This window comes from Bacteroidota bacterium, from assembly GCA_018831055.1.
GTDB lineage: Bacteria > Bacteroidota > Bacteroidia > Bacteroidales > B18-G4 > M55B132.
The window spans coordinates 1-12,887 of record JAHJRE010000015.1 but is presented as its reverse complement, the minus strand read 5'-3'; the positions used below and the strand labels follow the sequence as shown (position 1 = coordinate 12,887).

Annotated in this window: 9 protein-coding genes; 7 read left to right on the top strand and 2 right to left on the bottom strand. The window is 44.1% G+C overall.

Going from position 1 to position 12,887, the window contains the following annotated elements; translation table 11 throughout:
* The 5 genes from coaBC to KKA81_01055 form a co-directional block, all read left to right on the top strand.
* On the top strand, nucleotides 1–1,130 hold a 1,130-nt coding region (gene coaBC / locus KKA81_01075; protein ID MBU2649500.1), incomplete at its 5' end, for a bifunctional phosphopantothenoylcysteine decarboxylase/phosphopantothenate--cysteine ligase CoaBC.
* Nucleotides 1,127–2,026: a DUF4835 family protein gene (locus KKA81_01070; protein ID MBU2649499.1), complete on the top strand. Its 900-nt coding sequence runs from the start codon at nucleotides 1,127–1,129 to the stop codon at nucleotides 2,024–2,026. The genes coaBC and KKA81_01070, both read left to right, overlap by 4 nt.
* 58 nt (nucleotides 2,027–2,084) lie before the next feature.
* Nucleotides 2,085–3,743 carry a DNA repair protein RecN gene (gene recN, locus KKA81_01065; protein ID MBU2649498.1) on the top strand — a complete coding sequence of 553 codons (1,659 nt, stop codon included), beginning with the start codon at nucleotides 2,085–2,087 and terminating at the stop codon, nucleotides 3,741–3,743.
* A gap of 13 nt (nucleotides 3,744–3,756) precedes the next feature.
* On the top strand, nucleotides 3,757–4,590 hold the full coding sequence (locus KKA81_01060) for an SDR family oxidoreductase (protein MBU2649497.1): 834 nt from the start codon (nucleotides 3,757–3,759) through the stop codon (nucleotides 4,588–4,590).
* A gap of 83 nt (nucleotides 4,591–4,673) precedes the next feature.
* Complete coding sequence (locus tag KKA81_01055) at nucleotides 4,674–5,816, top strand: acyl-CoA dehydrogenase family protein (GenBank protein MBU2649496.1); 1,143 nt, start codon at nucleotides 4,674–4,676, stop codon at nucleotides 5,814–5,816.
* Nucleotides 5,817–5,864: 48 nt separating this feature from the next.
* Here KKA81_01055 and KKA81_01050 read toward each other — a convergent pair whose 3' ends face one another.
* Entirely contained in the window at nucleotides 5,865–7,646 is a 1,782-nt protein-coding gene (locus tag KKA81_01050) for an acyl-CoA dehydrogenase family protein (protein MBU2649495.1), read from the bottom strand.
* Between the two features lie 157 nt (nucleotides 7,647–7,803).
* Here KKA81_01050 and KKA81_01045 point away from each other — a divergent pair, with 157 nt between their 5' ends.
* Nucleotides 7,804–8,538, top strand: coding sequence for a hypothetical protein (locus KKA81_01045; GenBank protein MBU2649494.1), 735 nt, complete (start codon nucleotides 7,804–7,806; stop codon nucleotides 8,536–8,538).
* Between the two features lie 23 nt (nucleotides 8,539–8,561).
* Here KKA81_01045 and KKA81_01040 read toward each other — a convergent pair whose 3' ends face one another.
* Nucleotides 8,562–11,111: an ATP-dependent Clp protease ATP-binding subunit gene (locus tag KKA81_01040; protein ID MBU2649493.1), complete on the bottom strand. Its 2,550-nt coding sequence runs from the start codon at nucleotides 11,109–11,111 to the stop codon at nucleotides 8,562–8,564.
* A gap of 344 nt (nucleotides 11,112–11,455) precedes the next feature.
* On the opposite strand from KKA81_01040, the gene KKA81_01035 reads away from it, so the two are divergent.
* A partial coding sequence (locus KKA81_01035) for a DNA topoisomerase 4 subunit A (protein MBU2649492.1) occupies nucleotides 11,456–12,887 on the top strand: 1,432 nt, incomplete at its 3' end.

Genomic DNA, 12,887 nt, shown 5'->3' with positions numbered 1-12,887 from the left:
TGTCCATCGCCCACGTGCCGATGCAGCGCGTGCACACCATTCGCCTGGCTGCAGAAATCCAGCAGAGTCCGGAATTGTGGCTGCGCAGTTTCAACGGTGATCGCTGGCTGTACTTCAACCCGGAAACCGGCGAATGGTACAGCCATGTGGAATTGGGTCTCTGGGCTGATCTTTTCATCATTGCTCCGGTTACAGCCAACACCCTGGCAAAAATGGCTTCCGGTGTTGCTGATAATTACCTGCTTACGGTTTACCTTTCTGCCCGTTGCAAAATTCTTTTTGCCCCGGCGATGGACAAAGATATGTTTTTGCATCCTTCCACACAACGGAATATCAAAACATTACAGGAAGCAGGAAACATCCTGCTCCCCCCGGCACAGGGTGAACTTGCAAGCGGATTATGCGGAGAAGGGCGTATGAGAGAACCGGAAGAGATATTATCTGCCATTAAAGAACATTTCAGGATCGAAGCCCAATTTAATGGAAAAAAAGTCCTGGTAACCGCCGGCCCTACCTATGAAGCCATTGATCCGGTCAGATTCATAGGGAATTACTCCAGCGGAAAGATGGGATACAGCATTGCAGCCGAGTTTGCATCCCGCGGTGCCGATGTTATCCTGGTAAGCGGGCCCGTAAATCTGGATCTGCCACATCCCTCCATCAAACTCATCGGAGTGCAATCGGCAGAGGAAATGAAAGATCATTGCCTCGCTGTTTTCCCCGATTGTGATATCACCATCATGGCCGCAGCAGTTGCCGATTATACACCGGAATCAACCAGCCCGATAAAGCTGAAAAAGAAATCTGACCGCCTGCAGATAAACCTGATTCCTACAGATGACATCCTGAAAAAACTCGGATCTCTGAAAAAAAATCACCAGTTCCTTGCCGGCTTTGCCCTCGAAACCGATAACGAAACCGATAATGCCAGAGAAAAACTCATAAAGAAAAACCTTGATGTGATTTTTCTGAACTCCCTGAACGACCCCGGCGCCGGATTCGGCCATGCAACCAATAAGATCAGTATCATTGATCACAACGGTATCACTCCCTCAGATCTTAAATCAAAGACAGAAGTAGCCCGTGACATCGTCGACTATATTTTTGACAAAACAAAAAGCGGATCATGATAAAAAAATCACTTCTTCTTATATTTCTCCTGGCTTCCTCTCTGCAAGCCCTGACCCAGGAACTTTACTGTACGGTTAAAGTGAACTATCAGCAGGTAGAAGGTACTGAAACCCGTGTGTTTGAGAATCTGGAAAGGGCATTATTCGAATTCATTAACAACAGGAAATGGACAAACTATAATTATGGTGTGAACGAGCGCATTGAATGTACTATGCTCATCACCATATCGGAACGCACAAGCAGCGATCAATTCAAAGGCTCAATAAATATTGCCCTGAAGAGACCCATCTTTAACTCTGCCTATAACTCCACTACCCTCAATTATATCGATCGCGATTTCCAGTTCGAATACGTTGAATTCCAGCCACTGGAGTTTCAGGATAACGTTTTCGCAGCCAATCTGACTTCTGTTCTGGCATATTGGGTTTATGTATTTATAGGAATAGACTTCGATACCTTCGTCCAGGATGGAGGAACTCCATTTTATGAAAAGGCAGAATCTATCGTGAACGCTGCCCAGAATGAATCATATCCGGGATGGAAATCATTTGAAGATCAAAAAAATCGCTACTGGCTTGTTGAAAACATGTTGAATCCCAGTTACGAGGGAATACGTAAATTTTTATATGAATATCATCGAAAAGGGCTGGATATTATGTACGACGATGCTGCATCCGGAAGGGCAGCCATCCTGAAAAGCCTGAAATATCTTGAAACCGTTCAAAATCAACGTCCGGGGCTATTCCTCCTACAGCTTATCATGGAAGCCAAAAGCGATGAATTGGTCAATATTTTCTCCGAAGGATCCCCCGCTGAGAAAACTCAGGCTGTCAACATTCTTAAAAAGATTGACCCGGCCAATATCTCTAAGTACGACGAGATCATGAAAAATTAATAAGCTGTTCTTTTCCGGGTTGAATTGTTATTTTTGTATTTAAATTACAGGACGGCGGATGCTGAAACAGATCACCATCGAGAATTATGCCCTGATCCGCTCACTATCATTGGAGTTTGGTGAAGGTCTTACTGTGATAACCGGTGAAACCGGAGCCGGGAAATCCGTACTCCTCGGTGCTCTCTCACTCATCCTGGGAAGCAGGGCCGACACTCAGGTTCTTCAGGATAAGTCAGAGAAATGCATTGTGGAAGGATCCTTCAGGATAGAAGGATATGCCCTCGAACCTTTCTTCCTGGAAAACGAGCTGGACTATGACCCGCTGTCCATACTCCGTCGCGAAATACTACCCGGTGGCAGATCAAGAGCCTTTATCAACGATACTCCTGTAAGCCTGTCTCAATTAAAGTCCCTTGGCGATAAACTCGTGAACATCCATTCCCAGCACGAAACCATAACCCTGAATAACTCCGATTTCCAGCTTGCCGTCGTGGATAATTATGCGGGTACTGCTCCGGAAATTGCCCGCTACAAGGAGACATACACCGAATACAACCGGCTGAAAACCCAATTGAAATCTCTCCAGGAACAGGAGGAAAAATCAAGAGCCGACCTCGATTATTATAGTTTTCAACTGGATGAGCTTACCAAAGCTAACCTTAAAGAAGGAGAACTGGAGGAACTGGAAGCGGAACAAAAAGTGCTGGAACACGCCGGTGAAATTAAAGGTACCCTTCTCGAAGCCGGAAACCTCCTCCGCGATGGAGATCAGAATATTTCCGGCTCAGTTTCCGAATTGATCTACAAAATATCCAAAATACGCGGTTACAGCCCCGAACTGGAAGAAATCCACGACAGGCTGCAAGCTGCACTTATAGACCTTTCCGATATCGCCAGGGAAATAGGTAACATGGAAGAGAAAATCAACCTTGACCCAGGAAGAATTGAGGAAATAAACCTGCGACTCGACCTGATCTACCATTTACAATATAAACATCATGTGAAATCGGATGCTGATCTGATCCGCTTGCGCAGTGAATTTGAAGATAAAATCAATAACATCACTTTCCTGGGAGAACAAATAATACAGATCACCAAAGAACTGGAGCAGAAAAGAAAATCACTGCAGGACCAATCGGCTTCACTTACCGGAAAAAGGAAGAAAAGTTTTTTATCCATCGAAAAAGCAGTTCTTTCTTCCACACAAAAACTCGGGATGCCCCATTCCCGTTTTGAGATTGGCCACCAGGAACTACCTGAATTCGGACCCGATGGGAGGGACCTTGTTCGATTCCTTTTTAATGCCAACAAAGGGGGAACCCTCGCTGAGATACACAAAATCGCTTCGGGGGGAGAGCTATCACGTCTGATGCTATCGGTCAAATCGTTAATATCAATTAAAAACCTCCTGCCTACCATCATCTTTGATGAGATCGACTCAGGGGTATCGGGTCCGATAGCAGACAAAATGGGAAGCATCCTGCGCACAATGTCTGAAAACATGCAGGTGATCGTGATTACCCACCTACCACAGATAGCCGGCAAAGGCCACCGTCATTTCAAAGTCTTTAAGGAGACCGGGGCAGAATCAACATTTACACATATCATCCCGCTGGATACCGACAACAGGGTAGAGGAGATTGCCCGTATGCTATCCGGTGAAAAAGTTACCGAATCGGCCACGGAAACGGCCAGACAACTTTTGAACATAACCTGAAAAATTGTGAAAAATGGCATATAATCTTTTAAAAGGTAAAAAAGGCATTATTTTCGGAGCGCTGGACGAGAAATCGCTTGCATGGCACATAGCGGAAAGATGCCACGAGGAAGGAGCCTCCTTTACACTTAGCAATACTCCGGTTGCATTACGTTTCGGACAACTGGATGAGCTTGCTGCCAAATGCAGCGCTCCCATTTTCCCTGCCGACGCAACCCGTCTTGATGAGCTGGAAGTAGTATTTTCAAAGTCCATGGAACACTTCGGTAGTAAAATAGACTTTGTACTTCATTCAATCGGGATGTCGTTGAATGTTAGGAAAAAACTTCCTTACAACGACCTTGACTATAATTATTTCGGCAAAACACTTGATATTTCTGCTATCTCCTTCCACCGGATGCTGCAAACCGCAAGCAAACTCGATGCCATCAATGAATGGGGTTCGGTGGTCGCCCTGTCGTATATTGCCGCCCAGCGAACACTGGCAGGTTATAACGACATGGCCGATGCCAAGGCCCTCCTTGAATCTATTGCCAGAAGTTTTGGATACATCTACGGCAGAGATAAAAAAATCCGCATAAATACGATTTCTCAATCACCCACTCCAACTACTGCAGGAAGCGGTGTTAAAGGCATGGAAGGATTGATTGACTTCACAGACCGGATGTCGCCCCTTGGTAATGCTTCTGCAGCCGAATGTGCAGATTATTGCGTGACCCTTTTCTCCGACCTTACCCGGAAAGTCACTATGCAAAACCTTTATCACGACGGTGGCTTCTCCAGCATGGGTATGAGCCTGAAAGCCATGCAGATGTATAATAAGGCCATGGACTGCAACTGCGACTGATCAGCACAGTTATACTTTTTTGTAACGGAAGCAAATAATTTCATATATTTGTTTAGATATGGTATTAACTAAAAAACAAGTATATGGTTAGCTTTGAACTTGAGAATTACCAGCGCGATATTATTGAAAAATACCGCGATTTCGCCAAACGGTGGATAATCCCAAACCGCCAGAAATACGATGATTTGGCTGAGTTTCCATGGGAAATTGTTAAAGCCGCTTATGACGAGAAGATCATCAATGGTTCCATCCCGAAAGAGTACGGTGGCAATGGGTTTAATATTTTCGACAGTGCACTGGCCTCTGAAGAACTTGGTTATGGCTGTACAGGAATAAGTATCTGCATTGATGCCAGCACACTTGCTCTTACTCCTACCTTCCTGGCAGCAACAGAAGAACAGAAAAAATGGATCTACGGCGAAATGTATGAAAAAAAGGCCGTGGCAGCGTATGCGCTAACGGAACCCAATGCAGGATCCGACGTTGCCGGTATCAAGTCAAATGCTATTAAAAATCACGATAAATACATACTGAACGGGCACAAACGCTTTATCACCAATGCAGAAGTGGCTGAATACATCACCGTTTTTGCTATCACTGATCCCGACAGGGGAGCCCGCAGCCTTACTGCTTTTATCATCAAAGCCGATAGTCCTGGGGTGGAGATACTGCCACGACTGCAGAAAATGGGGCAACGTGCTTCTGTCCAGAATGAAATTAAGTTCCATGATGTTGAAGTACCGGAAGCAAACCGGCTTGGCAGCGAGGGAATGGGCTTCCTAATCGCGATGAAGACCTTTGACCGAACCCGCACCGGAGTAGCATCCGCCGCGGTTGGAAATGCACAGGCAGCTTTTGATATTGCCAGGGAATGGACAAAAAACCGCATTCAGTTCGGCAAACCCATCACAGCCAACCAGGCAATGGCTTTCCTGCTGGCCGATATGGCCCTGGAAATAGAAACAGCCCGTAACCTGGTCTGGAGAGCAGCCTGGGCATATGACACCAACCAGAAAAACTTCTCACAACTATCCGCTATGTCGAAACTTTATGCCACCGATATGGCCATGAGGGTTACTACCGACGCCGTTCAGGCAATGGGAGGCGACGGTTATACTAAAGAATTTCAAGTGGAAAAAATGATGCGCGATGCAAAATTGTCGCAAATCTATGAAGGAACAAACCAGATTCAAAGAGTGGTGATATCCAAGGCCATCCTGAAATAAAAAAAAGCCCGGTATCATTTTGATACCGGGCTTTTTATCTCTATTTGCCTACAGACTGTATCTGTTATCCTCAATGATCTTTTCCGCAATTCTTCTCCTCGATTCCTTCACATTGACGGGAATTACCCTTGTATAAGTATGCAGCCCGGTATACATCTTCTCAAACTGATCACCGTCCACAAACGAAGCAATTGCATCCATACCGCTCTTGCGTATCCTGCATCCTGCATCATAAATGAAAACATCCAGGATATCACGATAAATAGGTGTGTTAGGGCTATTATGGATTTTTTCCAGTTTTTCCACCCTCAGGGCTGTGGATTCAGCAGCGTATAACTGCATCATCATATCGGCAAGGTTCATCATGATCTCCTGTTCCTGAACCAACTGGTTCTTCAGGTTACGGTATGCCTGCCCAATAATCATCAAAATGGCTTTTTTAAAACCTCTGATATAAAAATGCTTGGCTTCATAATAATCCTCAGGAATGGGTGGATGTTCATCAATATTGTGGATTTCATCCAGGATGACATCAGCCATTTCAAAAATCTCAATCTCCTTTTTCATCGCCTTTTTCAGGGTAGAATCGATGGTGAGGAGACGATTGATCTCGTTTGTACCTTCAAATATCCTGTTGATTCTGGAGTCTCTGTAACCTCTTTCAACCTTTGATTCGGATGAGAAGCCCATGCCTCCGTGTATCTGAACAGCTTCGTCAACAACAAAATCGAGCACTTCCGAGCCATAAACCTTCATCATAGCAGCTTCAATAGCATATTGGGAGATAGCCTTGATCTCTGCCTTGCCGTGATCCATCCCTTTCTCGATATAGGAATCCTTCAACTCATCAATATGCTGACAAATCCTGTATACAGCAGACTCGTTTGTAAAAGTGCGAATAACCTGCTCGGCAATTTTGGATTTTATGGCAGCAAATTCCGATAAGAAGGAACCAAACTGTTTTCTTTCATTGGCATAGTTTACCGATTGCGTTATGCTGATCTTTTCAGCTCCAATTACAATGCCACCTAACTTGATCCTTCCCATATGCAGAATATCAAGCGCAATACGGAAACCTCCTCCGCGACAACCAATGAGGTTTTCAACAGGCACTTTTACATCGTTGAAAAAAATCTGTCGCGTCGACGATCCTTTGATCCCCATCTTTTTTTCTTCAGGATTCAGGGTAATCCCTTCCGAATGCCCATCAACAATGAATGCGCTCAAAACCCTGTCGTTGTCGATCTTGGCAAAGACCGTCAGAACGTCAGCAAACCCACCATTGGTGATCCACATTTTCTGTCCGTTCAGTATGTAATGCTTACCATCTTCAGACAAAACAGCCTTGGTTTTTCCAGCATTGGCATCCGAGCCGGCATTGGGCTCCGTAAGGCAATAAGCAGCTGTCCATTCACCAGTAGCAAGCTTGGGCAGGTATTTTTCCTTTTGCTCTTCACTGCCATAATAGGAAGTCGGACAAGTACCTATGCCAATGTGAGCCGAATAGGCTACCGAAAATGAATAACCGGCACCGAACTTTTCATTGGCAAGCATGGCAGTCGTAAAACTCTGTCCAAACCCTAGGTACTTTTCCGGTAAAGATATTCCCAGCAATCCCAATTCACCGGCCTTACCAAGCAATGAACGCATCAAACCTTCTTCCTGGGCGTCGATGCGATCAAGATTAGGGAAGATTTCTGTTTCCAGGAAATCCTGGCAGGTCTGGGCTATCATTCTCTGCTCTTCATTGAATTCCTCCGGAATGAAAACATCCTCAAACCGTGTATCCCTTAAGAGAAAAGCCCCCCCTGTCATAAGTTCTTTTTCCATGGTTATGAATTTTAAAGGTGCAAATATAGATAAATATTCCAACCAGCCCGGAATGCAACGATTTTTTGAAATATGTTAGTATTATCCCGGAATAATGTTAACAATATGATGATATAATGTTTTTGCAATTATCTTACTTTTGTAAAAATCTTCCATTATGCTCAAATACATTATCCCCGGGGGAATTGCGCTAATCCTCATTATTCTGATTATACGGTACTTTAAGCTTTTCCGGCTGGTTTACTTTAAAATGGCTTATGGCAAATACTCTTACCGGTACATTGCCCTGCACAAAAAATTATTTGTAAAGAGTCCCTTTGCCTATTGTATTAAAGACGAACTCGATTACAGGATTATCCTTTTCCTGGAAGCAAAAGGCAAATCGGAAACCTTTGAGACTACTGAACATATCAGCTTCGGAGAACAGCCGTTTAATTGTTCCATGAATGATATTTTTGCTTCAAAAGGAGAGCTGATGTGTTTCAACGCAATGATGCACCCCGCTATGAAAAAAGAGCTAAGAGTAGTCGGATTTCGTGAGAACATATTCAGCCTGGATATGAAAGCTTTGTATTATCTGCTTGACAACTTATTCTTTATGGGAGAATACGTTTTCAAAGAACTAAATGCAACTTCAAAGGATAAACTCATTGATTTGTTGGTTCAGAAGTACAAGCTAAAAACAAAACCATCTTCTGTTCCTTTTCTGATCCGTGACCCTGAAGAAAGAATGATTATGTTTTCAGATACGGGCTTTTCTGTGCAGCTTGCATATATGGACATGAAAAACAGCACGATCTCATCGTCTGTTTCCGGTTATTTCCAAAATCTTAAAGCAACGCAAGCTGTTAACCGGCCGGGAATAGATGATGACCTACTCAGCAGGCTATAGGAAAAATATGGAAAATCAGATATCTATTCACCGGCGTTTTTTTTCGCAGGTGATTTGTGTATAGCAACAGTAATATCTTCTTTTTCACTATTGTAATCAAGGTCTATCACATCTCCCGGCACAATGTTGGACCGGATCAGTTCTTCAGCAAGGACGTCCTCAACGTATTTCTGGATAGCTCGTTTAAGAGGTCTTGCTCCGAACTGGGCATCCCAGCCCTTATCCACGATAAAATCACGTGCGGCTTTCGACATATTGAGTTGATAACCCAGGTCTTTGATTCTCTGATAGAGTTCTTTCAACTCGATATCTATGATGGAATAGATATGTTCCTTCTCCAACGGTTCAAAGATCACAACATCATCGATCCTGTTCAGGAATTCGGGAGCAAAGGCTTTCTTCAGGGCATTTTCAATTACCCCTTTGGCAAAATCTGTCTTGGCGCTTTGCTTAGCTGCCGTTGAAAATCCAACTCCTTGTCCGAAATCCTTAAGCTGTCGGGAACCAATATTGGATGTCATTATAATAATGGTATTCTTAAAATCAACCCTTCTGCCCAGGCTGTCGGTAAGTACACCATCATCAAGTACCTGCAAAAGCAAATGAAAAACATCGGGGTGTGCCTTTTCTATCTCATCCAAAAGAACAATAGAATAAGGTTTGCGGCGCACCTTCTCGGTAAGCTGCCCACCTTCCTCATAACCGACATATCCTGGAGGAGCTCCTACAAGACGGGAAACAGCAAATTTTTCCATGTATTCGCTCATATCTATCCTAACCAGTGCTTCTTCCGTATCGAAAAGATATCTGGCCAGGATTTTGGCAAGATGGGTCTTTCCAACCCCGGTAGGGCCAAGAAAAATAAAAGATCCTATGGGTTTTTTCGGGTCCTTGAGACCGGCACGGTTACGGCGTATGGCTCTAACTACTTTCTTAATGGCTTCAAGCTGCCCGACAACGGAATGCTCCAGGTCAGCCTCCATATTAACCAGTTTTTCACCCTCATTCTTGGCAATACGTTGCACGGGTATCCCTGTCATCATGGCCACTACTTCTGCAACATTTTCTTCGGTGACAGTTTCCCTGTGAATCTTTGAATCTTCTTCCCAACGCTGTTTTGCATTTTCAAGATCGGTCTGAAGCTTGCGTTCCAGATCACGATATTCGGCAGCTTCTTCAAACTTCTGACTGTTAATTGCGCGGGTCTTGCTCTTCCGGGTTTCCTCTATCCGGTTTTCTATTTCTATGATTTCCGAAGGTACGTGTATATTGGTGATGTGTACACGTGCTCCGGCTTCATCCATCGCGTCAATGGCTTTATCGGGCAGGAAACGGTCGGAAATGTACCGGTTGGTCAGTTGAACACAGGCTTTGACCGCATCATCTGTATATTTAACCAGATGATGATCCTCATATTTTTCCTTGATGTTGTTCAGTATCACCACAGTCTCCTCTGCTGAGGTGGGATCAACCAGCACTTTCTGGAATCTGCGCTCTAATGCTCCGTCTTTTTCAATGTATTGTCGATATTCGTCTAATGTTGTTGCGCCAATACACTGTAATTCACCTCTTGCAAGAGCCGGTTTAAACATATTGGAGGCATCAAGCGATCCGGAAGCATTACCTGCCCCTACAATAGTGTGGATCTCGTCAATAAATAAAATAATATCGGGATTTTTTTCCAGTTCATTTAAAACGGCCTTCATGCGTTCTTCAAACTGCCCGCGGTATTTGGTACCTGCAACAAGACTGGCAAGATCGAGAGTAACGATCCTTTTATTGAAAAGCGCACGCGATACCTTACGATTTACGATCTGCAGTGCCAAACCTTCTGCAATAGCCGACTTCCCGACACCGGGTTCCCCGATCAGGATTGGGTTATTTTTCTTACGCCGGCTGAGTATCTGAGCTATGCGCTCTAGTTCCTTCACCCTTCCTACAATAGGATCCAGCCTTCCTTCTTCGGCAAGCTTTGTGATATCCCTTCCAAAATTATCCAGCACAGGTGTTTTCGACTTAGTATCGGACAATTTGCGAATGTTACCACCAAAACCACCACGGCCGGCCTCATCATCATCATCGGCAGTATCGCCCGGTAATTCATCCATCGGTTCAACCCTTTCTTCACCCTCACCCTTTGAGATCATGGCTTTCAATTCATCCTTAACCGCATTATAATCAACACCCATCCGGCCTAATACTTTAGTCACTACATTGTTTTCATCCTTCAGGATGGAAAGAAGCAAATGCTCCGTGCCTATTAGTTCACTGTTAAACAATTTGGCTTCGAGATAGGTGATTTTTAAAGCACGTTCAGCCTGCTTAACCAGGGGCAGGTTATCTGTTTTTTTAATTTTCGGTTCAGTGCTGGCAATGGATAATTCTATGGTCTTTCTAAGTTCCTTTAAATCAATGCCAAAATAATGCATGATCTGGATAGCCATACCTTCGCCATCACGTAGTATTCCCAGCAATAGGTGCTCAAGGCCGATATAATCATTGCCCAGCCTCAAAGCCTCCTCCCGGCTGTAGGTGAGCACATCTTTTACCCTTTGCGAAAATTTTGCTTCCATGTTATATATTTGGTGTATATAGTTCAAAATTTATACAGGATTCCTTTCGCAGAGAATTGTATAATCCTGTTAATACTAAACAAATAACGTCTTTTCTGGTTCAATCTCCGGGTAATCATCAATTTCCGTTCCAAAAACCATTTTGTAAAATTACGCAGAAACCGACCACACTTCAAAAATAACGACAAATAATCCAAAATAGCCTGTTACTATTTGTTTTTATCAACACCGGCGTGTTTATAATCACAGATTAAAATTCCTGGCGGAACGACATTTTTATTACCTTTGCAAGGTTATGATCCTATCAATAATTCACTGATTTTGAGTTGAATAATTTTACGGCTATGCAAGAAGGGGAAAAGATCATCAAGGTCAATATAGAAAATCAAATGAAAGCGGCATACATCGATTATTCGATGTCTGTCATTGTGTCAAGAGCACTTCCTGATGTCAGGGACGGGCTGAAGCCGGTGCACAGGAGGGTGTTATTCGGAATGTTGGATCTGGGGGTACTCTCCAACAGGCCCTATAAAAAATCGGCAAGGATAGTAGGGGAGGTGCTGGGTAAGTATCACCCGCATGGTGACATGTCTGTTTACGATGCCATGGTAAGGATGGCCCAGGAATGGTCGTTGCGCTACCCCCTGGTCGATGGACAGGGTAACTTTGGTTCCATCGACGGAGACAGCCCGGCTGCCATGCGATATACCGAAGCACGGCTGAAAAAGATTGCCGAGGAAATGCTTGCTGATATTGATAAAGACACAGTTGATTTCCAGCTTAATTTCGACGATACCCTGAAAGAACCGACGGTTCTGCCTTCACGTATACCCAATCTGTTGGTAAACGGGGTATCCGGTATTGCCGTGGGCATGGCCACCAATATGCCTCCCCATAATATATCAGAAGTAGTAGATGGGATCATTGCCTATATAAATAATCCCGAAATCACCATTCCTGAATTGATGAAATTCATCAAAGGACCTGATTTCCCCACAGGAGGCATCATCTATGGGTATGAGGGGGTCAAAGATGCTTGTGAAACAGGGCGCGGAAGGATAGTGATCCGGGGCGAGTCAACTATTGATCAAACACCCTCCGGAAAAGAAAGGATCATCGTTACATCTATTCCTTATCAGGTGAATAAAGCGGAAATGATCAAGAAAACCGCTGACCTTATCAATGAAAAGAAAATTGAAGGTATTACCGATCTGCGTGACGAATCTGACCGTAATGGACTTAGGATTGTATACGAGCTTAAAAAAGATGCCAACACCAATGTAGTACTGAATAAGCTTTACCAGTACACAGCATTGCAAACATCCTTCAGTGTTAACAATATAGCACTTGTTCATGGCCGCCCCAGGATGCTGAACCTCAAGGATCTCATTAGGCATTATGTCGATCACCGCCATGAAGTGCTGATCCGCAAAACAAAATATGAGCTGTCTGAAGCGGAAAAACGTGCACATATACTGGAAGGACTTCTGATTGCCCTCGACCACCTTGATGAAGTCATTGCCCTTATCCGTGGCTCCCGTACTCCGGAAGAAGCCAAAATAGGCCTTATAGAAACATTCGGCCTCACGGAGATCCAGGCCAGAGCTATTCTGGATATGCGTCTGCAAAGACTTACCGGACTTGAAAGGGAAAAAATCAGGGAAGAATATGAAGAACTGCTTAAAACCATAGAGTATTATAAAACGGTATTAGCCGATGAAATACTTCGTATGGATATCCTGAAAAAAGAATTGGCGGAAATAAAAGAAAAATACG

Coding starts and splice junctions, on each gene's coding strand:
- recN (MBU2649498.1), top strand. CDS start 2,085: ATGCTGAAACAGATCACCATCGAGAATTATGCCCTGATCCGCTCACTA.
- KKA81_01060 (MBU2649497.1), top strand. CDS start 3,757: ATGGCATATAATCTTTTAAAAGGTAAAAAAGGCATTATTTTCGGAGCG.
- KKA81_01040 (MBU2649493.1), bottom strand. CDS start 11,111: ATGGAAGCAAAATTTTCGCAAAGGGTAAAAGATGTGCTCACCTACAGC.
- KKA81_01055 (MBU2649496.1), top strand. CDS start 4,674: ATGGTTAGCTTTGAACTTGAGAATTACCAGCGCGATATTATTGAAAAA.
- KKA81_01070 (MBU2649499.1), top strand. CDS start 1,127: ATGATAAAAAAATCACTTCTTCTTATATTTCTCCTGGCTTCCTCTCTG.
- KKA81_01050 (MBU2649495.1), bottom strand. CDS start 7,646: ATGGAAAAAGAACTTATGACAGGGGGGGCTTTTCTCTTAAGGGATACA.
- KKA81_01045 (MBU2649494.1), top strand. CDS start 7,804: ATGCTCAAATACATTATCCCCGGGGGAATTGCGCTAATCCTCATTATT.